24 protein-coding genes and 1 tRNA gene are annotated in these 20680 nt (G+C 57.3%); 4 read left to right on the top strand and 21 right to left on the bottom strand.

What is annotated here, in order from left to right; genetic code table 11:
* Positions 1 to 7: 7 nt before the first annotated feature.
* From rlmN to trmJ, 12 genes are all read right to left on the bottom strand, one after another.
* Entirely contained in the window at positions 8 to 1156 is a 1149-nt protein-coding gene (rlmN, locus tag ACA041_RS04855) for a dual-specificity RNA methyltransferase RlmN (protein WP_074873948.1), read from the bottom strand.
* Positions 1157 to 1184: 28 nt separating this feature from the next.
* On the bottom strand, positions 1185 to 1610 hold the full coding sequence (gene ndk, locus ACA041_RS04850; RefSeq protein ID WP_007916882.1) for a nucleoside-diphosphate kinase: 426 nt from the start codon (positions 1608 to 1610) through the stop codon (positions 1185 to 1187).
* A gap of 92 nt (positions 1611 to 1702) precedes the next feature.
* On the bottom strand, positions 1703 to 1903 hold the full coding sequence (iscX, locus tag ACA041_RS04845; RefSeq protein ID WP_017340315.1) for a Fe-S cluster assembly protein IscX: 201 nt from the start codon (positions 1901 to 1903) through the stop codon (positions 1703 to 1705).
* A gap of 14 nt (positions 1904 to 1917) precedes the next feature.
* A complete protein-coding gene (fdx, locus tag ACA041_RS04840; protein WP_059403383.1) occupies positions 1918 to 2259 on the bottom strand; it encodes an ISC system 2Fe-2S type ferredoxin in 342 nt (113 codons plus the stop codon).
* Positions 2259 to 4124, bottom strand: a complete 1866-nt coding sequence (gene hscA, locus ACA041_RS04835) for a Fe-S protein assembly chaperone HscA (RefSeq protein WP_497440110.1) — start codon at positions 4122 to 4124, stop codon at positions 2259 to 2261. Before hscA ends, fdx begins: the two co-directional genes overlap by 1 nt.
* Before the next feature lie 51 nt (positions 4125 to 4175).
* Positions 4176 to 4697, bottom strand: coding sequence for a co-chaperone HscB (hscB, locus tag ACA041_RS04830; RefSeq protein ID WP_497440109.1), 522 nt, complete (start codon positions 4695 to 4697; stop codon positions 4176 to 4178).
* Positions 4698 to 4705: 8 nt separating this feature from the next.
* On the bottom strand, positions 4706 to 5029 hold the full coding sequence (gene iscA / locus ACA041_RS04825; protein WP_007903589.1) for an iron-sulfur cluster assembly protein IscA: 324 nt from the start codon (positions 5027 to 5029) through the stop codon (positions 4706 to 4708).
* Positions 5030 to 5063: 34 nt separating this feature from the next.
* Positions 5064 to 5450 (bottom strand): Fe-S cluster assembly scaffold IscU, encoded by a 387-nt coding sequence (gene iscU / locus ACA041_RS04820; protein ID WP_150798805.1) that lies wholly within the window; start codon positions 5448 to 5450, stop codon positions 5064 to 5066.
* 84 nt (positions 5451 to 5534) lie between these two features.
* On the bottom strand, positions 5535 to 6749 hold the full coding sequence (locus ACA041_RS04815; protein ID WP_497440108.1) for an IscS subfamily cysteine desulfurase: 1215 nt from the start codon (positions 6747 to 6749) through the stop codon (positions 5535 to 5537).
* 50 nt (positions 6750 to 6799) lie between these two features.
* Positions 6800 to 7291 carry a Fe-S cluster assembly transcriptional regulator IscR gene (iscR, locus tag ACA041_RS04810; RefSeq protein WP_150748552.1) on the bottom strand — a complete coding sequence of 164 codons (492 nt, stop codon included), beginning with the start codon at positions 7289 to 7291 and terminating at the stop codon, positions 6800 to 6802.
* Positions 7292 to 7555: 264 nt separating this feature from the next.
* Positions 7556 to 8332 (bottom strand): serine O-acetyltransferase, encoded by a 777-nt coding sequence (gene cysE, locus ACA041_RS04805; protein ID WP_497440107.1) that lies wholly within the window; start codon positions 8330 to 8332, stop codon positions 7556 to 7558.
* 3 nt (positions 8333 to 8335) lie between these two features.
* Positions 8336 to 9106 carry a tRNA (cytosine(32)/uridine(32)-2'-O)-methyltransferase TrmJ gene (gene trmJ, locus ACA041_RS04800; protein ID WP_128869516.1) on the bottom strand — a complete coding sequence of 257 codons (771 nt, stop codon included), beginning with the start codon at positions 9104 to 9106 and terminating at the stop codon, positions 8336 to 8338.
* A 145-nt stretch (positions 9107 to 9251) separates the two neighbouring features.
* Here trmJ and suhB point away from each other — a divergent pair, with 145 nt between their 5' ends.
* Positions 9252 to 10070, top strand: coding sequence for a type III secretion system regulator SuhB (gene suhB / locus ACA041_RS04795; protein ID WP_008070994.1), 819 nt, complete (start codon positions 9252 to 9254; stop codon positions 10068 to 10070).
* Positions 10071 to 10317: 247 nt separating this feature from the next.
* On the opposite strand, the gene ACA041_RS04790 is transcribed toward suhB, so the two are convergent.
* The 6 genes from ACA041_RS04790 to queA form a co-directional block, all read right to left on the bottom strand.
* Complete coding sequence (locus ACA041_RS04790; RefSeq protein ID WP_497440106.1) at positions 10318 to 10866, bottom strand: glycine zipper 2TM domain-containing protein; 549 nt, start codon at positions 10864 to 10866, stop codon at positions 10318 to 10320.
* A gap of 119 nt (positions 10867 to 10985) precedes the next feature.
* Positions 10986 to 11900, bottom strand: a complete 915-nt coding sequence (gene secF / locus ACA041_RS04785; RefSeq protein WP_497440105.1) for a protein translocase subunit SecF — start codon at positions 11898 to 11900, stop codon at positions 10986 to 10988.
* Between the two features lie 9 nt (positions 11901 to 11909).
* Complete coding sequence (secD, locus tag ACA041_RS04780) at positions 11910 to 13778, bottom strand: protein translocase subunit SecD (protein WP_497440104.1); 1869 nt, start codon at positions 13776 to 13778, stop codon at positions 11910 to 11912.
* Between the two features lie 63 nt (positions 13779 to 13841).
* Positions 13842 to 14177, bottom strand: coding sequence for a preprotein translocase subunit YajC (yajC, locus tag ACA041_RS04775; protein WP_007982729.1), 336 nt, complete (start codon positions 14175 to 14177; stop codon positions 13842 to 13844).
* Positions 14178 to 14220: 43 nt separating this feature from the next.
* Entirely contained in the window at positions 14221 to 15336 is a 1116-nt protein-coding gene (gene tgt / locus ACA041_RS04770) for a tRNA guanosine(34) transglycosylase Tgt (RefSeq protein ID WP_497442006.1), read from the bottom strand.
* Positions 15337 to 15350: 14 nt separating this feature from the next.
* Entirely contained in the window at positions 15351 to 16400 is a 1050-nt protein-coding gene (queA, locus tag ACA041_RS04765) for a tRNA preQ1(34) S-adenosylmethionine ribosyltransferase-isomerase QueA (RefSeq protein WP_008025479.1), read from the bottom strand.
* A 107-nt stretch (positions 16401 to 16507) separates the two neighbouring features.
* Between queA and ACA041_RS04760 the strand changes: the two genes are divergently transcribed.
* A tRNA-Leu gene (locus tag ACA041_RS04760) sits at positions 16508 to 16592 on the top strand.
* Between the two features lie 158 nt (positions 16593 to 16750).
* Complete coding sequence (locus ACA041_RS04755) at positions 16751 to 17080, top strand: hypothetical protein (protein WP_497440103.1); 330 nt, start codon at positions 16751 to 16753, stop codon at positions 17078 to 17080.
* Between the two features lie 226 nt (positions 17081 to 17306).
* Here ACA041_RS04755 and ACA041_RS04750 read toward each other — a convergent pair whose 3' ends face one another.
* The 3 genes from ACA041_RS04750 to ACA041_RS04740 all read right to left on the bottom strand — a co-directional run bounded on the left by ACA041_RS04750 (position 17307) and on the right by ACA041_RS04740 (position 19639).
* Positions 17307 to 17699 carry a hypothetical protein gene (locus tag ACA041_RS04750; protein ID WP_497440102.1) on the bottom strand — a complete coding sequence of 131 codons (393 nt, stop codon included), beginning with the start codon at positions 17697 to 17699 and terminating at the stop codon, positions 17307 to 17309.
* A gap of 468 nt (positions 17700 to 18167) precedes the next feature.
* Positions 18168 to 19139, bottom strand: a complete 972-nt coding sequence (locus ACA041_RS04745; protein ID WP_497440101.1) for a hypothetical protein — start codon at positions 19137 to 19139, stop codon at positions 18168 to 18170.
* An 11-nt stretch (positions 19140 to 19150) separates the two neighbouring features.
* The gene (locus ACA041_RS04740) at positions 19151 to 19639 is read right to left on the bottom strand and encodes an Hcp family type VI secretion system effector (protein WP_497440100.1); all 489 of its coding nucleotides are present in this window, start codon (positions 19637 to 19639) and stop codon (positions 19151 to 19153) included.
* 604 nt (positions 19640 to 20243) lie between these two features.
* Here ACA041_RS04740 and ACA041_RS04735 point away from each other — a divergent pair.
* Positions 20244 to 20555 (top strand): DUF3077 domain-containing protein, encoded by a 312-nt coding sequence (locus ACA041_RS04735; protein ID WP_497440099.1) that lies wholly within the window; start codon positions 20244 to 20246, stop codon positions 20553 to 20555.
* Positions 20556 to 20680: the final 125 nt, after the last annotated feature.

Below are 20680 nucleotides of genomic sequence, written 5' to 3'. Positions count from 1 at the left end.
TCCTCTCTTAATTATTGTTCGCAGCGTTCTGTGCGATATCGTTTTCGGCGCTCAACTCGCGCACGGCGATATAACGTTCGCTGCGACGGGTGCGATCCAGCACCTGCCCTACCAATTGGCCACACGCGGCGTCGATGTCTTCACCACGAGTGGTGCGTACGGTGACATTGAAGCCGGCATGGTGAAGCTGATCCTGGAACCGTCGAATCGCGTTGTTGCTCGGACGCTCGTAACCGGAGTGCGGGAACGGGTTGAACGGAATCAGGTTGATCTTGCACGGGATGTTCTTGAGCAACTCGATCATTTCGACCGCGTGCTCGACCTTGTCGTTGATGTCCTTGAGCAAGGTGTACTCGATGGTCAGCACGCGCTTTTCACCGAGGGACGACATGTAGCGCTGGCACGACTCAAGCAGCATCTTGAGCGGATACTTCTTGTTGATCGGCACCAACTGGTTACGCAATGCGTCATTTGGAGCGTGCAGTGACAACGCCAGGGAGACGTCGATGTGCTTGGACAGCTCATCGATCATCGGCACCACGCCCGAGGTGGACAGGGTCACGCGGCGCTTGGAGATCCCGTAGCCCAGGTCATCCATCATCAGATGCATGGCGGCCACGACGTTGTCGAAGTTCAGCAGCGGCTCACCCATGCCCATCATCACCACGTTGGTGATGGCACGGTCGGCGGTCGCCGGGATGCTGCCGAACGATTTATTGGCAATCCACACCTGGCCGATGACTTCGGCGGCGGTGAGGTTGCTGTTGAAACCTTGCTTGCCGGTGGAGCAGAAACTGCAGTCCAGGGCACAGCCTGCCTGGGACGAAACGCACAAAGTGCCGCGTTTGCCCTGGGGAATGTACACGGTCTCGACGCAGCTGCCGGACGCCACGCGCACCACCCACTTACGGGTGCCGTCGGTGGAAATGTCCTCGCTGACCACTTCGGGGCCGCGAACTTCGGCAATGGCCTTGAGCTTGTCGCGCAAGGCCTTGCTGACGTTCGTCATGGCGTCGAAATCATCGACGCCAAGGTGGTGAATCCATTTCATTACCTGACCGGCACGGAAACGCTTCTCCCCGATCGAGTCGAAGAATTTTTCCATTTCCTGTTGAGTCAGACCCAGCAGGTTGGTTTTTACAGTCGATGTAGTCATGGATTCACCTTCACTCTTAAGCCAATGCTTAGCGAGTGGTTACTTCAGTAGCTGCGAAGAAGTACGAGATTTCGCGAGCAGCAGCGGCTTCGGAGTCCGAACCGTGCACAGCGTTGGCATCGATGGAATCAGCGAAGTCAGCACGGATGGTACCGGCAGCAGCTTCTTTAGGGTTGGTAGCGCCCATCAGCTCACGGTTCAGAGCGATAGCGTTTTCGCCTTCCAGAACCTGAACGACAACCGGACCGGAGATCATGAAAGCAACCAGGTCGCCGAAGAAACCACGAGCGCTGTGCTCAGCGTAGAAGCCTTCAGCTTCGGCTTTGGACAGTTGCTTCAGTTTCGAAGCTACAACGCGCAGGCCAGCTTTTTCGAAACGAGTGGTGATCTCGCCGATAACGTTTTTAGCAACAGCGTCAGGCTTGATGATGGAGAAAGTACGTTGAACAGCCATGGTGTAACTCCAGAAACGGTAATTTGTGAAAAATTAAACCCGCGAATTATACGCGGGTTCTTGGGTATTGCCTAACTGCGTACGGTGCAGAGTTAATCTGCTTCTTCGATCCAGGCGGCCTGAATGGCTTCAAGCACCTTCTCGCCACCGCGGGTCGGATCATCGCTGAACTCGGGCAATGCCAGCACCCATTTGTGCAGATCGACGAAGTTCACGTAGCGCGGATCCACTTCCGGCTTCGATTCAGCCAGCTGAATCGCGATTTCCAGCACATCAACCCATTTCAGACTCATGTCGGTTCCTTGAATCAGTGCGGCGCTTCGGCGGCATGGTTGAGCGAGTATTTCGGAATTTCGACGGTCAGGTCTTCGGTCCCGACGATCGCCTGACAGCCTAGGCGCGATTGCGCTTCCAGACCCCAGGCCCGATCAAGAAAGTCCTCTTCCAGCTCATCGGCTTCTTCCAGCGAGTCGAAACCTTCGCGGATGATGCAATGACAGGTGGTGCAGGCGCAGACGCCGCCACAGGCGCTTTCCATCTCGATATGGTGTTCATGGGCCAGCTCGAGAATGGAGGTACCCGGCTCAGCCTCCACAACCATGCCATCCGGGCAAAACTTATCGTGTGGTAGAAAAATGACCTGCGGCATCAATTATCCTCGATTTCATTCAGGTTGCGCCCCGCCAGCGCGGCTTTCACCGTCGAGTCCAGGCGGCGGGCGGCAAAGGCATCGGTCACTTGCGACAGACGCTTGGTCTGTTGCTCGATGGCGTAACCATCGGTGCCTTTCATCAGTTCGGTCAGTTCCTGCATCTGCAGTTCGATGACCATGCGCTCTTCGGCGTCGAGCAGGCGCTCGCCGTCGGCATCGAGGGCACCCTGCACCGCTTCGAGCAGGCGCCGGGCATCGACCTGCTGCTCACGCAGCACACGGGCAACCTTGTCGTCATTGGCGTGCTGGAACGAGTCCTTGAGCATCTTGGCGATTTCGCCGTCGGTCAGGCCGTAGGACGGCTTGACCTGGATGCTGGCCTCGACACCCGAACCCAGTTCGCGCGCCGCAACACTGAGCAGACCGTCGGCATCGACCTGGAAGGTCACACGAATCTTCGCCGCACCGGCCACCATCGCCGGAATGCCGCGCAATTCGAAGCGTGCCAGGGAGCGGCAGTCGCTGATCAGCTCGCGCTCACCCTGCAGCACGTGGATCGCCATGGCCGACTGGCCGTCTTTATAAGTGGTGAAGTCCTGGGCACGGGCGACGGGGATGGTGGTGTTGCGCGGAATCACTTTCTCCATCAGGCCGCCCATGGTTTCCAGCCCCAGGGACAACGGAATCACGTCAAGCAACAGCAACTCGTCGCCGTCGCGTTTGTTGCCGGCCAGGGTATCGGCCTGGATCGCAGCCCCGATGGCTACCACTTGATCCGGATCGATTTCGGTCAGCGGCTCGCGACCGAAGGCTTCAGCTACGGCTTCGCGAACGCGAGGTACACGCGTCGAGCCGCCAACCATGACCACCGCGTGCACTTCTTCCAGCTCAATACCGGAATCACGCACCGCACGACGGCAGGCTTTAAGGCTGCGAGCGACCATAGGCTCGATCAATGCATTGAAAGCTTCACGGGTCAGTCCGGCTTTCCAGTCGCCATGAGCGACTTCGACGGACGCGGCATTGGTCAGGGCTTCCTTGGCCGCACAAGCGGTTTGCAGCAGGTGGCGTTGCGCACCCGGATCAAGGTCGGCGGACAGACCCGCGCTCTCGATGATCCAGCCGGCGATGGCGTGGTCGAAGTCATCGCCACCCAGGGCGCTATCGCCGCCGGTCGCCAGCACTTCGAACACACCGCCCGTCAGGCGCAGGATCGAGATATCGAACGTGCCGCCACCCAGGTCGTAAATGGCGACCAGGCCTTCAGCGTGCTGATCCAGACCGTAAGCCACCGCGGCGGCGGTCGGCTCGTTGAGCAGACGCAACACGTTCAGACCGGCCAGTTTGGCCGCATCCTTGGTGGCTTGACGCTGAGCGTCGTCGAAATAGGCCGGAACGGTGATCACTGCACCGACCAGTTCGCCACCCAATGTCGCCTCGGCGCGCTGACGCAACACCTTGAGGATATCGGCGGAGACTTCGACCGGGCTTTTCGGGCCCTGGATCGTATCGATGAACGGCATGTGCGACTCGCCGCCGACGAAGCGGTACGGCAATTGGTCGCCCAGCTGCTTGACGTCGGACAGACCACGACCCATCAAGCGCTTGACCGACAGCACGGTATTCAAAGGATCGGAAGCGGCAGCCAGCCTGGCGGATTCGCCGACTTCAACGCGATCGGCGTGATAGCGCACGGCAGACGGCAGGATGACCTGCCCGTCAGCGTCGGCCAGAGGCTCGGAAAGACCACTGCGCAAGGCAGCGACCAGCGAATTGGTAGTGCCCAAGTCGATCCCCACAGCCAGACGACGCTGGTGCGGTTGAGGACTTTGGCCGGGTTCGGCGATCTGCAGTAGGGCCATCGTAATCAGGACTTATCTGTATATCAGGCGTGCGACCGGAGCGGCACTGGGTTAATCGTCGAGGCGCTCTTCCAGCTGGCGCACTTCGTAGGTGAGCTTGTCGAGGAACTGCATGCGCCGCATCAGGCGTTCGGCCTGTTCACGTTGCGCCGCATCATCCCAACAGGCTGCGAAGCTTTGGTTCAGTTCATCCTGAGCGGTTTTCAGGCGACGCTTGAACGCTGCAATACCGGCCATGTCGGCGCTGTCCTGCAGGTCTTCGAGCTCTTCACGCAGCTCCATCTGCTGCAGAAGGAACTCCGGATCGTGCACCGTGACCTCCAGCGGCAGCTCGCGACCACCCATGGCGAGCAGGTAACGCGCGCGCTTGGGGGAGCTTTTGAGCGTCTGGTAGGCCTCGTTGAGGCTCGCGGATTGCTCTAGCGCCAGCCGCTGCTCACGCTCGGAAGCGTCGGCAAAGCGGTCTGGATGAACACCGCGCGCCAACTCACGGTAGCGCGTGGCCAGCTGATCGAGATCCAGATTGAAGCTCGGTTGCAGCTGAAATAAAGCGAAATGACAAGGAGTACCCACAAGAAGCCTCAGATATTGAAGCTTTCGCCGCAGCCACATTCACCGCGCACGTTGGGGTTGTTGAACTTGAAGCCTTCGTTCAACCCTTCCTTGACGAAATCGAGTTCGGTGCCGTCCAGGTAGGCCAGGCTTTTCGGGTCGATGATCACTTTTTCGCCGTGACTTTCGAACACCTGGTCCTCTGCGACCACCTCGTCGACGAACTCCAGCACGTAGGCAAGGCCGGAACAGCCTGTGGTGCGAACACCCAGACGAATCCCTTCACCTTTGCCGCGCCCGTTGAGGGAGCGTCGCACGTGTTGAGCTGCCGCTTCTGTCATGCTGATAGCCATCGGTGACTCCTTACTCGTCGCCAAAACTTGAAAGTCAGATCAAGCCTTTCTTCTGCTTGTAGTCGCGAACGGCCGCTTTGATAGCGTCTTCAGCAAGTACGGAGCAGTGAATTTTTACTGGCGGCAGAGCCAGTTCTTCGGCCAGCTGAGTGTTCTTGATGGTCTCTGCTTCATCCAGAGTCTTGCCTTTCATCCACTCGGTAGCCAGGGAGCTGGAGGCGATAGCCGAACCGCAACCGTAGGTCTTGAACTTGGCGTCTTCGATGATGCCCGCTTCGTTAACCTTGATCTGCAGGCGCATCACGTCGCCGCACGCCGGAGCGCCGACCATGCCGGTGCCGACATCCGGGTCTTGCGCGTCCATCTTGCCGACGTTACGCGGGTTTTCGTAGTGGTCGATGACCTTTTCGCTGTAAGCCATGATTCTTAATCCTCACTCATCAGAGAGTCGCTCTTGAAGCCCTGCACCCGAGGGTTCACAGGGCCGGTTTGCGGCGACTTGAAATCAGTGTGCCGCCCACTCGATTTTCGAAATGTCGACACCGTCTTTGTACATGTCCCACAGCGGCGACAAGGTGCGCAGCTTGGTAACGGCCTCGCAGACTTTCTGCGCGGCGTAGTCGATTTCTTCTTCGGTGGTGAAACGGCCGAAGGTGAAGCGAATCGAGCTATGTGCCAGTTCGTCGTTGCGGCCCAGGGCGCGCAGTACGTACGAAGGCTCAAGCGAAGCCGAGGTGCAGGCAGAACCGGACGAAACCGCCAGATCCTTGAGCGCCATGATCAGCGACTCGCCTTCAACGTAGTTGAAGCTCAGATTCAGGTTGTGCGGAACGCGGGCGGTCATGCTGCCGTTGACGTACAGCTCTTCCAGGTCTTCGACCTGTTTGAAGAAGCGATCGCTCAGGGCCTTGATCCGCACGTTCTCGGCAGCCATGTCTTCCTTGGCTACGCGGAAAGCTTCACCCATGCCGACGATCTGGTGGGTCGCCAGGGTGCCGGAACGCATGCCACGCTCGTGACCGCCGCCGTGCATGGTCGCTTCGATGCGCACACGCGGCTTGCGGCTGACGTACAGCGCGCCGATGCCTTTAGGGCCGTAGGTTTTGTGGGCAGAGAACGACATCATGTCGACTTTCAGTTTTTGCAGGTCGATCTCGACCTTGCCAGTGGACTGAGCGGCGTCGACGTGGAACAGGATGCCCTTGGAGCGGAGCAGTTCACCGATGGCCGCGATGTCGTTGATGGTGCCGATTTCGTTGTTAACGTGCATGACCGAAACCAGGATGGTGTCGTCGCGCAGGGCGGCTTCGATCATCTCTGGTGTCACCAGGCCATCAGTGCGCGGCTCGAGGTAGGTCACTTCGAAACCTTCACGCTCCAGTTGGCGCATGGTGTCGAGGACAGCCTTGTGCTCAATCTTGGTGGTGATCAGGTGTTTGCCTTTGGTCGCATAGAAATGCGCCGCACCCTTGATTGCCAGGTTGTCGGATTCGGTGGCACCGGAGGTCCAGACGATTTCACGCGGGTCGGCGTTGACCAGGTCAGCGACCTGGCGACGGGCGTTTTCGACGGACTCTTCAGCTTTCCAGCCGAACACGTGGGAACGGGACGCCGGGTTACCGAAGTTTCCGTCGACCAGCAGGCATTCACTCATCTTTTGCGCGACACGCGGATCAACCGGGGTGGTCGCAGAGTAATCAAGGTAAATCGGCAATTTCATGGACTATCTCCTAAATCAGGCTGGCTGGCGTGCCGCTAGCTCTATGGCTGTCATTCGACGGCGGACGCTTCAATCTTGTCCAGGCGTGGCGCCTTGCTGTTGCAACGGCGCTGATCCTGACGCTGGGCTACTTCTTGTACCTCACGGCGAGTGACAAGGTCAGCCAAGCTGATACCGCTCAGAAATTCGTGAATCTGCAGGCTCAGGTCGCACCACAAATGGTGGGTCAGGCAGGTGTCGCCGTGATGGCAATCGCCCTGGCCCTGGCACTTGGTGGCATCGACCGATTCGTTCACCGCATCGATCACCTGGGCCACCTGGATGCCCTGCATGTCGCGCGACAGCTGGTAGCCGCCGCCTGGGCCCCGGACGCTGGACACCAGATTGCTGCGGCGCAGCTTGGCGAACAGCTGTTCGAGGTAGGACAGGGAGATGCCTTGGCGCTCGGAGATATCGGCCAGGGACACCGGCCCGTGCTGCGCGTGCAACGCCAGGTCGAGCATGGCGGTCACGGCGTATCGGCCTTTTGTAGTCAGTCTCATGGACAATTACCACGGAGTTCGGAATGGGGCGAGTATGCAATTCCCGAGTATTTAAGTCAACTATAAGACCTAGTACTTTAGTCAGGATTACCCGCAAAAGAGCGGCCGCATCATAGCAAAGGCTGGCGGCGTACAGCCAGCAGTACCGCGTTATCGTTCATCGCGAGCAAGCTCGCTCCCACAGGGCCCCGGGTGAAGCACAGATTACGTGAACACCGAAAATCCCTGTGGGAGCGAGCTTGCTCGCGATGAAGTTGACGCGGTCTAGCCGGCCTGACTCTGATCCTTATCCTTCACACAGGCAAAGTCTTCTTCCCGCAGCTCAGGCAGTTCCTTGGCGCAGTAATTACTGCCCAGATCCTTCAACGCCCCGCACATCCCCTCCAGACGCCCATCAACCGCCTGCAAGTGATCGAGCAACTGATTGATGGCACGCGCAACCGGGTCAGGCATATCTTCACCAACCCCATAAGCATCGAAGCCGATCTTCTCGGCCATGGCCTTGCGCTTGGCATCGACCTCGTCATCGGACTTGACGATGATCCGCCCCGGAATCCCCACCACCGTCGCCCCGGCCGGAACCGCCTTGGTCACCACGGCATTGGAGCCGACCTTGGCCCCGGCACCGACCGTGAACGGCCCCAGCACCTTGGCGCCCGCGCCGACCACCACGCCATCTTCCAGGGTCGGGTGACGCTTGCCCTTGTTCCAGCTGGTGCCGCCCAGGGTCACGCCCTGATAAAGGGTGACGTCGTTGCCGATCTCGGCGGTTTCACCGATGACGATGCCCATGCCATGGTCGATAAAGAAGCGACGCCCGACCTTGGCGCCCGGATGGATCTCGATCCCGGTCAACCAGCGACCGAAGTTCGACACCAGGCGCGCCAGCCACTTCCAGCCCATGCCCCACAGGGCCGCCGACAGGCGATGGATCCAGATGGCGTGCATGCCCGGGTAGCAGGTCAGGACTTCAAAGGCGTTGCGCGCTGCCGGGTCACGATGGAAAACACTCTGGATATCTTCACGCAAACGCTCGAACATTTCTTAATCCTTCCGCTTTAGAAGCTCGCCACGGGCCGCTTTCTGGGTTTCCGTGAGGATGCCACGCAATATATTCATTTCCGCCCGGCTGACCGAGCTTCGTCCGTACAACCGGCGCAGGCGCGCCATCAAGTGCCGTGGCTTTTCCGGATCGAGGAATTCGATGGCCACCAGGGTCTGCTCCAGGTGTTCATAGAATCGCTCCAGCTCATCCATGGTCGCCAGCTCACCACTCTTGGTGGACGCCACTTCATCCTTCTCGACCTTGCTCGGCTGACCTTGGGCCGCGAGCCAGGACATGCGCACTTCATAGCTCAACACCTGCACCGCCGCCCCGAGGTTCAGCGAACTGAACTCGGGGTCCGATGGGATGTGCACGTGATAATGACATCGCTGCAGCTCGTCATTGGTCAGGCCGGAATCTTCACGACCGAACACCAGCGCAATCTCGGTGCCCTGCGCGGCCTCCTCCACCACTCTCACCCCGCATTCGCGCGGATCGAGCAATGGCCAGGGGATACGCCGGTCACGGGCGCTCGTGCCCAGCACCAGCGTGCAGCCGACCAGGGCATCTTCCAAGGTGGCGACGACTTGCGCGTTTTCAAGGATGTCCCCGGCGCCGGATGCACGGGCATCGGCCTCGTGGTGCGGGAACAGCCGCGGTTCGACCAGCACCAGCCGCGACAGGCCCATGTTCTTCATGGCACGCGCAGCCCCGCCGATATTCCCGGGGTGGCTCGTATTGACCAGGACGACACGAATGTTTTGCAGCAAGGGAGGCACTCTCGAACACATCAAAGGGGAGCAAATCTTACAGTTCCTCCTACCGTTAAGCTACGAAAGCGCACGCCGTCCTTCACCTGTAGAAACTTTCTGATAGAATGCCCGGCTTTCTTTAACAACCTTAGGTGACACATCCATGCAGCCCATGCTGAATATCGCGCTGCGCGCCGCCCGCAGCGCCAGTGAATTGATCTTCCGCTCCATCGAGCGCCTGGATACCATCAAGGTCGACGAAAAAGACGCCAAGGATTACGTATCCGAGGTGGATCGCGCCGCCGAACAGAAAATCATCGACGCGCTGCGCAAGGCCTACCCGAATCACTCGATCATGGGTGAAGAAACCGGCATGCACGCCGGCAGCGGGATCGAAGGCGAAGAATACCTGTGGATCATCGATCCACTGGACGGCACCACCAACTTCCTGCGCGGCATTCCTCACTTCGCAGTCAGCATCGCCTGCAAATACCGCGGTCGCCTGGAACACGCAGTGGTCCTGGACCCGGTCCGCCAGGAAGAATTCACCGCCAGCCGTGGTCGCGGCGCCCAACTGAACGGTCGTCGCCTGCGCGTCAGCGGCCGCACCAGCCTGGACGGCGCCCTGCTGGGCACCGGCTTCCCGTTCCGTGACGACCAAATGGACAACCTCGACAACTACCTGGGCATGTTCCGCGCCCTGGTAGGCCAGACCGCCGGCATCCGCCGCGCCGGCTCGGCAAGCCTGGACCTGGCCTATGTGGCTGCCGGCCGTTTCGACGCCTTCTGGGAGTCGGGCCTGTCCGAGTGGGACATGGCAGCAGGCGCCCTGCTGATCCAGGAAGCAGGCGGCCTGGTGAGCGACTTCACCGGCGGTCACGACTTCCTCGAGAAAGGCCATATCGTTGCCGGTAACACCAAGTGCTTCAAGGCAGTGCTGACGGCGATCCAGCCGCACCTGCCGGCCTCGCTGAAGCGCTAAGCTTCCAGCGACAGAAAAAGCACCCTGCGGGGTGCTTTTTTTACGCCCCCAAAAACACCACAAGCCCACTGTAGGAGCGAGCTTGCTCGCGAAGGTCGTCAACGATAACGCGGGAAATCTGGATAAACGCGGCGCACTTGGGTTCTTCGCGAGCAAGCTCGCTCCTACAGGGTGTTGTGGTGGCGCATGAATCGTGGGCACAAAAAAAGCACCCCGCAGGGTGCTTTTTTAACTGGATACCAGCCGATCACTGACCCTGCTGATTCTCCGACAGGATCAACTTACCTTCCTTATCAACAGGGATCTGGTTCCCCGGATCACGATCCATTCTTACCTTGCCTTCCTTGCCATCCAGCGAATAACGCACGTCGTAACCCACAACCTTGTCACTGATGTCATTCACTGTATTACAGCGAGTCTGGGTCGTGGTGTAGGTATCGCGATTCTGCATACCCTCCTGCACCTTGTTACCCGCGTAACCACCGCCGACCGCACCGGCTACCGTGGCAATTTTCTTGCCCGTACCGCCGCCGACCTGGTTACCGAGCAAGCCACCGGCAACGGCACCGATGGCGGTACCGATAATCTGGTGTTGATCTTTGACCGGCGCCTGCCGGGTCACTGCTACGTCCTTGCACACTTCACGTGGCGTCTTGATTTGTGTCTTGACCGGTTCAACGGCTAGAACTTGCGCATACTCAGGGCCGCTTTTAACCAGGCTGTAGGTGGCAACAGCACCCCCGGCAGTCACACCGACAGCACCCAATACCGCACCAACCAGCAACGACTTGTTCACATGAACCTCCTGACCATCACATGCGGGACGCGCCCGCGCTTCTCCCAGCCTTGGAGCACAAAAAAAGGCGCGAGTTCAACTCGCGCCTTTTTGGATGACACCGCTGGAGGAATGTTCCTTCAAGGACGGTCGTCGACTTCCTTGTCGGTAGCCACCGGAGGAATCAGGTCCTCGGTACTCAGGTTCAGCCAGATCAACACCACGTTGGCGATGTAGATCGACGAATAGGTACCGGCCATCACACCGACGAACAGCGCGATGGAGAAGCCCCACAGGTTGTCACCGCCGAAGATCAACAGCGCGCCGATCGCCAGCAAAGTGGAGATCGAAGTCGCCATGGTCCGCAGCAGGGTCTGCGTGGTCGAGATGTTGATGTTATCGATCAGCGAGGCCTTGCGCAGCACCCGAAAGTTCTCGCGAACCCGGTCGAATACCACGATGGTGTCGTTGAGCGAGTAACCGATGATCGCCAGTACCGCCGCCAGCACCGTCAGGTCGAAGGTGATCTGGAAGAACGACAGGATACCCAGGGTCACGACCACGTCGTGGATCAACGAGACGATGGCACCGACCGCGAATTTCCACTGAAAGCGGAACGCCAGGTAGATCATGATGCCGCCCAGCGCCATCAGCATGCCGAGGCCGCCCTGGTCGCGCAGTTCTTCACCGACCTGCGGGCCAACGAACTCGACGCGCTTCACCACGGCCGGGTTGTCGCCGCCAGCCTTCTGCAGGGCTTCAGCCACCTGGTGACCCAGTTGCGGGTCTTCGCCAGGCATGCGCACCAGCAGATCGGTGGTCGCGCCAAAGCTCTGCACGATGGCGTCGCTGTAACCCGACGCCGTCAGCTGCTCCCGCACCTTGGTGACATCGGCCGGACGCTCGTAGGTCAGCTCGATGAGCGTACCGCCGGTGAAGTCCAGCCCGTAGTTCAGGCCCTTGCTGAACCAGCTGAACAACGCCAGAACCGTAAGGAGCAATGTGACGCCGAACGCAACGTTGCGAACGCCCATGAAGTTGATTGTACGTAACATGGCAGCCCCTTAAATCCACAACTTCTTGAAGTCACGACCGCCGAAGATCAGGTTGACCATCGCGCGGGTCACCATGATGGCCGTGAACATCGAGGTAAAGATCCCGAGGGACATGGTCACTGCGAAGCCCTTCACCGGGCCTGTGCCCATGGCGAAGAGAATCCCGCCGACCAGCAAGGTGGTCAGGTTGGAGTCGAGAATCGCAGTGAAAGCCCGGCCGAAGCCTTCGTTGATTGCCCGTTGCACGGTCATGCCCGCAGCGATCTCTTCACGAATCCGCGAGAAGATCAGCACGTTGGCGTCGACCGCCATGCCCATGGTCAAGACGATACCGGCGATACCCGGCAGGGTCAGCGTGGCACCCAGCAGCGACATCAAGGCCAGCAGCAGCACCATGTTCACCGCCAATGCGACGGTGGCGATGATGCCGAAGAAGCGGTAGATGGCGATGATGAACAGCGAGACGAACAGCATGCCCCACAGCGATGCATCGACACCTTTGACGATGTTGTCGGCACCCAGGCTCGGGCCAATGGTGCGCTCTTCAGCGAAGTACATCGGCGCCGCCAGACCACCGGCACGCAACAGCAGCGCCAGCTCGGACGACTCGCCCTGGCCGTTCAGGCCGGTGATGCGGAATTGAGCACCCAGCGGCGACTGGATGGTCGCCAGGCTGATGATCTTCTTCTCTTCCTTGAAGGTCTGCACCGGTACGTCTTTCTCGACGCCGTTGACCACTTGCTTGACGTAAGTGGTGACCGGACGCTGCTCGATGAAGATCACCGCCATGCTGCGACCGACGTTGCTGCGAGTCGCACGACTCATCAGCTCGCCACCGTGACCATCCAGGCGGATGTTCACTTCCGGCGTGCCTTGCTCGCCGAAGCCAGCCTTGGCGTCGGTCACCTGGTCACCGGTAATGATCAGGCCACGCTCGATCTGTGCCGGCGGACGATTGCCTTCACGGAACTCGAAGGATTCGGAAGTGGCTTTCGAAGCGCCAGGCTCAGCGGCCAGGCGGAATTCGAGGTTGGCCGTCTTGCCGAGGATACGCTTGGCTTCTGCGGTGTCCTGCACGCCCGGCAGCTCAACCACGATGCGGTTGGCGCCCTGGCGCTGAACGATAGGTTCGGCCACACCCAGCTCGTTGACGCGGTTACGTACCGTGGTCAAGTTCTGCTTGATGGAGTATTCGCGGATTTCCGCCAGCTTGGCCGGGGTCATCGCCAGACGCAGCACCGGCTGGCCATTGAGGTCGGCCGGAACAATGTCGAAATCGTTGAAATTCTTGCGGATCAGGGCACGGGCCTGTTCGCGGGCAGCTTCATCGGTGAAGCCCAGCTGAATGGCACCCTCGACTTGCGGCAGGCTGCGATAACGCAGTTTCTCTTTGCGCAACAGGCTCTTGACGTCGCCTTCGTAGACTTTCAGGCGCGCGTCGAGGGCTTTGTCCATGTCCACTTCCAGCAGGAAGTGCACACCACCGGACAAGTCCAGACCCAGCTTCATCGGGTGCGCGCCAAAGCTGCGCAGCCATTGCGGGGTGGTTTGCGCCAGGTTCAGTGCAACGACGTAGTCATCACCCAATGCCTTGCGCACAACGTCTTTGGCCGGCAGCTGATCTTCAGCCTTGGTCAGGCGTAGCAGACCGCCCTTGCCGCTCTCGGCCAGGGTGGCCGCCTTGACGTTGATCCCGGATTCCTTGAGCGCTGTGCTCACGCGATCCAGATCGGCCTGGGTCACCTGCAGCGAAGTGCTGGCACCGCTGATCTGAATGGCCGGATCATCAGGATATAGATTGGGAGCGGAATAAATCAGACCGACCGCCAGCACCGCCAGGATCAGAATGTATTTCCACAGAGGGTATTTGTTCAGCATCACGCCGCCCGCTTATGACGCGGGGCGCCTTGCGCGCCCCGTCGATTGAGTAGAAGTTGAAACTTAGATCGCTTTGAGCGTGCCTTTTGGCAGCGTGGCGGCGATGGCGCCCTTCTGGAACTTCATTTCGACGGTGTCGGAAACTTCCAGAACCACGAAGTCGTCGGCCACTTTGGTGATCTTGCCGGCGATACCACCGGTGGTCACCACTTCGTCGCCTTTCTGCAGGCTGCTCAGCAGGTTTTTCTGCTCTTTGGCGCGCTTGGCCTGTGGACGCCAGATCATCAGGTAGAAGATGACCAGGAAACCGACCAGGAAAATCCACTCAAAGCCGCCGCCCATTGGGCCGGCAGCAGGTGCAGCAGCGTCAGCCATGGCGTTAGAGATAAAAAAGCTCATTTAGCACTCCAGTTGCAAATGTTGAATCTTGGGGTCAGAAAACTCAGTCCAAAGGCGGAACGGGAAGTCCGCGTTTGGCGTAGAAGGCATCGACAAAGGCGGCCAATGTACCCTGTTGAATAGCCTCGCGCAAACCAGCCATAAGCACCTGGTAATGGCGCAAATTGTGGATGGTATTCAACATGCTACCCAGCATTTCGCCACACTTGTCCAGATGGTGCAGATAAGCACGGGAGAAGTTCTGGCAGGTGTAGCAATCGCACGTCGGATCCAGCGGCGTATCATCATGGCGATGGAACGCGTTACGGATCTTCAGCACGCCTGTATCAATGAACAGATGCCCATTGCGGGCATTACGGGTTGGCATCACGCAATCGAACATGTCCACACCGCGGCGCACACCCTCCACCAGATCTTCCGGTTTGCCAACGCCCATAAGGTAACGAGGTTTGTCAGCCGGCATCTGTCCCGGCAGGTAGTCCAGCACCTTGATCATCTCGTGCTTGGGCTCGCCCACCGACAGCCCGCCAATGGCCAGGCCATCGAAGCCGATATTATCGAGGCCTTCCAGGGAGCGCATGCGCAGATCCTGGTGCATGCCGCCCTGCACGATGCCGAACAGCGCCGCCGTGTTGTCGCCATGGGCCTCTTTCGAACGCTTGGCCCAACGCAACGACAGCTCCATGGAAATACGAGCGACGTCTTCATCAGCCGGATACGGTGTGCATTCATCGAAAATCATCACGATGTCCGAACCCAGGTCACGCTGGACCTGCATCGACTCTTCCGGGCCCATGAACACCTTGGCGCCATCCACAGGAGAGGCGAAGGTCACGCCCTCCTCCTTGATCTTGCGCATCGCGCCCAGGCTGAACACCTGGAAACCGCCGGAGTCGGTCAGAATCGGGCCTTTCCACTGCATGAAATCGTGCAGGTCGCCGTGCTTCTTGATCACTTCGGTGCCAGGACGCAGCCACAAGTGGAAAGTGTTGCCCAGAATGATTTCCGCGCCGGTGGCGGTGATATCCCGCGGCAGCATGCCCTTCACGGTGCCGTACGTGCCCACCGGCATGAAGGCCGGGGTCTCGACGGTACCGCGAGGGAAGGTCAAACGACCGCGACGAGCCTTGCCGTCAGTAGCAAGCAACTCAAACGACATACGACTTTGGCGACTCATTCTTTGTCCTCAGGGCCACGTGGTGCGGGGTTACGGGTGATAAACATCGCATCACCGTAGCTGAAAAAGCGGTATTCATGCTCGACGGCGGCTTTATAGGCGGCCATGGCTTCGGGATAACCGGCGAACGCCGAAACCAGCATCAACAGCGTGGATTCGGGCAAATGGAAGTTGGTGACCAGGGCATCGACCACATGAAACGGGCGGCCAGGGTAGATAAAGATGTCGGTATCGCCACTGAACGGCTTGAGCACGCCATCGCGCGCGGCACTTTCCAGGGAACGCACGCTAGTGGTCCCCACCGCCACCACCCGACCACCGCGAGCACGACAGGCGGCAACCGCATCCACCACATCCTGGCCGACTTCCAGCCATTCACTGTGCATGTGGTGATCTTCGATCTTCTCGACCCGCACCGGCTGGAACGTCCCCGCACCCACGTGCAAGGTCACGAACGCCGTCTCGACGCCCTTGGCGGCAATCGCCTCCATCAGCGGCTGATCGAAATGCAGCCCCGCCGTCGGCGCCGCCACCGCGCCCAAACGCTCGGCGTACACCGTCTGATAACGCTCGCGGTCCGAGCCTTCATCCGGGCGGTCTATATAAGGAGGCAACGGCATATGCCCGACGCGATCAAGCAGCGGCAACACCTCTTCGGCAAACCCCAGCTCGAACAACGCATCGTGACGCGCCAGCATCTCGGCCTCGCCACCGCCGTCGATCAGGATCTTCGACCCCGGCTTGGGCGACTTGCTGGAACGCACATGGGCCAGCACACGATGGCTGTCCAGCACCCGCTCCACCAGAATTTCCAGCTTGCCGCCGGAAGCCTTCTGGCCAAACAGCCGCGCCGGAATCACCCGGGTATTGTTGAACACCATCAAATCGCCAGGGCGCAAATGCTCCAGCAAATCAGTGAATTGACGGTGTGCCAGGGCGCCGCTGACCCCATCCAGGGTCAACAGGCGACTGTTGCGACGCTCGGCCAACGGGTGGCGGGCGATCAGCGAATCAGGGAGCTCGAAGGTAAAGTCAGCAACGCGCATGATGGGGTTCGTCTAGCAGGGCCGGGAAGTCTAGCGGAATTATCAAAAATTCTCCATGTACCTGATTGACCGACGGTTATCTCATCTCTATACTTCGCCGCCATTGAGCCCTGATGGCGGAATTGGTAGACGCGGCGGATTCAAAATCCGTTTTCGCAAGAAGTGGGAGTTCGAGTCTCCCTCGGGGCACCAAAATTAAGAAAGGTCTTGCTTTGCAAGGCCTTTTTTTTCGTCTGCGATAAAGTGACTGACACCCCGCCGACCTGTAGGAGCCGGCTTGCTGGCGATGCTTTTGATTCTGCTCTTCCACGCCACCCGCACCGCCAGAACATCTCACAAGGATTCCTCTCATGGAATTGCTGCTGGAAACCGTTGCCCTGCTCTCACTCAAGCTCGCTTATGAGACGGAAGACTCGAGTCCGATTCTGCGGGATGATCTGATGATGAGTGATTATGAGCGGGAGGTCTTTGGGTTGCTGGTGCGTCGGGGGGATGTTGAGGCGATTCAGTTGAAAGTGGATGAGTGCTTGGGTCTGGCACTGAACGCCATCGGCGGCATTGATACAGTCTTGGGACGCGAGCTGAATAGGTTGGCGTCAAATTTCAGCACTGTTAGAACGATTGAGCAGCTTGATTCACCGCTGATCGCACTCAAGGATTACTTGAAAGATATACAGTAAATGATGGGCCGGGGCCTCGAGGTTTTTCGTTAAGAAAGGAGAAAAAAATATTTCATTTTATTAATATTTACCCCCCTTTTCTATTAATAAGGAGTGAATAAAAAATGATATGCAAACAGAGCATTTCCCACTCTAATCAAACAAACTATAGCGCAATTCTTTGCCAAAGAAAATAGATACGAAATACAAAATAAACCCTGCCCACAGACTGATTTTCATTATTTCCCTAAACAGCTGCTTGCAAGAGCAACGATAGCGATTGACTACAATCACCAGATAACGTACCAACTGAGAGCAACATCAACGCCACCGCTGGCACGGCAACTTCCAAGCCTTTGAATTCCAACAACCTTGAATACCCACGACCTCCATAAGGCAGCACGAGATATTTAAAACAAACTGCATAAACGTCTAATGTTAAAAACATAAAGGAAAAAACGCTAAGCACGATCATTAATCGGATTTTATGTACCCGCGACACAGTTTTTTCTTTTGATTCATGCCTAGATTTTCTACACTCATAACAGAGACCGATTTTAATTCGTCTTGTTCCTGCTTCGCTTAGTGCGCCGCAGCATCTGCATTTTCTTGCTATTGGCTTAAATTTTCCACGAGCCATCAGCCCGCCCCCTTCCTCATGTATAACTTGCCACTAATTCCCTACGGCTGTGGTGGTCTATGCAAAACCCGCCCAAGGGGAAGGTGCCTCCAATTACGCCTTAGAATCAAACGACAAAAAGCCAATAGATAAACGCCGCAAATAATGAAATACCACTAATAACCCATGGCACCAACAACTTTCGTTTTAGGTGGACCGGGAGATTCAACAACTCATCTTTTTCTATGAGGCCACGCCTTTCACAGAGCCGAGGAATCAAAAACATTAGTGCCATTGCACAATTCCGGATGAGCAGCCCCATCAAACCTGCATGGGAAAGCACCTTGCGATTACTCGCTACAAACTTACTTTTATTCAGGTAACTTTCCACCAACTCAGTAAAAAGATATGAAGACAAAATAATCCAGCACGCTGATACTACTCCAAGAAAAAGTATCGATATTACGATGATCGCCAGCGCAACATTACTCACTGTGGCAAGATCTCATAAATAACTTCTCCACCCGACTCTCCTATTTTTCCACCTATCTCACCTCCATAATAGCCGCCGACGCCACCCCCAATGACTGCGCAAGCTAGCGCACCAGGGCCGCCGGTTACGGTGCCTAAAGCCACAGCGCATCCTAACATTGCCATACCAGCTCCGACGGATCCACCCACAGTTCCGAGGGCAAGACTTCCAGTGAATTTGCCACCTTCAACATATTTAGCTTTTCTGCACTGTATTTCGCGCCCGGTGGTACACGCGGCGTAGATAGATGTTCCTGTTGCAGCCACATTCAGACCTATACCCAAGTAAGTGCCTGCTTTCATGAAATGCGAAGCTTTGGCCACGCTGTTAATAGTTTCTGCATAGCCTGTTATCACCCCTGAGTGCAAATAACTTTTTGTGGATATCCCAAGCATATTTTTTATCGAGCCCTGATTGCGTAGACCTGACCCATACTTGGCAAAACCTTTAAGTTGATCATCCAGCCTCTTAAATAGCACCTCGCGCGTTGCTAAAAAATCACTTCGAGCCAGAGTCGTCCCACGGCTGAGATGATCACGATGAGCCACTTCGATGTCTTCAAGGGTTTGCTTGATACCATCAAGGTGTTTACTCCAGGCACCGCCAACGCTACCTACACCTATAGATGAATACCCAAGCATTCTTGTTATGAGCGCATGATTTTCAACTAAAAAACTATCACCCTGCATTCCATTGGCCATTAATGCTAAATGGACTTCAATGGCCTTCTTCATGTAGAACGCTTCTTCGGCCGTACAGGTCGGTGTCGAATCATCACCGACGATTATTAACTCGCCTGGCAGCACAACTGTATTGATAACATGTGTATTCAACACATCAAATTTTGACATTGAGTTTTTACCAAGCCGCAATGTCGACTTCAAATATGAATAAGGCTGCATTCTTGGATTTATAAAGGTCTCTGGCATTGATGGCGACCTCAGGAGTATTTTTTATTGCTGATTCGATCCCAGCCACCTGCTACGTTGCCTCCTCCACTACCATCCGTTCTTTTTTGCTGAGTGTAGATCGTTTTAATACGTCCGTAGTTCAGGCTGAGGCTTTCAGTAGGCACGCCATCATTTGCATTTTGTGAATAGCTTGAAATGATGACCTCTTCCAGCGTGATCTCAAAATACTTCTGCTTCTCGCCACCAGCGCGATGCAGTGTCAGGACGACTTCCTTCAGATGATCACCTGCGCAGCTGATTTCTATGAGCTTACAGCTGGATTTGTCCAGGTTCTTGGTGAAGGTGAAGTCGCTAACGGTCGTGCGGCCCGATGAGGCGCCACCTGCAGAGCTGGCTGTAGCTGAAGTGCCTTGATGAGTGCCGAAGCTGTATCCGGTAATTTCTATCCAGTCCTTGTGTTGCTCATCAAGCGCTTCGCCTGGAATACCTTCGATTTTGATAAAAGCGTCAAACGCCATGCGACCGCTCCTCGGCAATAGTTTGTTTATAAATTTTGCACGAGGAAATGTACAACTTCTGGAAAGGTCAATCGCTCATCCAGATATCGTTAAATTCAAGATTCAGATCTTTCCTATTGTATATTGGCTGGCTGATGTAGGACGTTTCCCACGCAATAAGCATACGGTACACTTTCATTACTCCTTCTTATGGTTGTATTGAGTTAACACCTTTTCGAAGGTTGCAGGAACGGGGGCTAAGCGATACCCTTCCACCGTCGCTGCCAATTCAGCGACCGGGTGTGGAAACCCGTGTAATTCAAGGCGCAACAGCGCCCCCATCACGTCTGCCGGCGCTTTTTTTGTGCCTGCGGCGTGAGTTATGGCGGCTGTGCGTGGGACGTCTTCGGGCGTGCCGGTTTCCTTGATTCCCGGTTTTCCACCCTGCGCACAGCTGTCACCCATTCGTGTGGAAACGAATGTGGCAGCTCCCCATATCAAGGAGTCTGATAATGCGCAGCATCGATCCGTACGAAATTTGGCTTTTCCCTCTACGCAATTCCCAATCGCGTAACAATTCGTCACGCACCCTCTCCCACCGCCTCTCCATCATCGGAGGTGGCAAATGACCGAACAATCAGAGCTCAAAACCATCGGTTTAACCCCCGCCATCTACTGCGCGGACCAAGCCCTATTCCATGTCACACGCGGCGTCCCTCTCGGGGATGCGTTAGCCATGGCTTCTGATTTTCTATTTCTCGCCAAAGCACTCACCGAAGACGCTGCCTACGCCAGAGACACCGACCGCCACGCCTGGGCCGCTCATTATCTGACGTCCATGAGTAAGGCCGTGGTTGATGATGCGGTGAAGGTTCTTACGCGCGATCGGGCTCCGGCACCGATGCCTAAGCAGACGGCGGCGAAATCCGAAAGCTAGCGGCTGAGCCCCAATGAGCCCCGAGTTCTTCGGGGCTTACAATTGTGCAGCGCTCGGCGGCCGAAAACAGGTGACGGCGCCCCGCCCTTGTAGTCAGATACGGCTATCGTTTGAATTTGCTGTGC

The organism is Pseudomonas sp. LBUM1676, assembly GCF_059695605.1.
The sequence above is the reverse complement of the archived record's forward strand: the minus strand, read 5'-3'. Positions and strand labels throughout refer to the sequence as shown.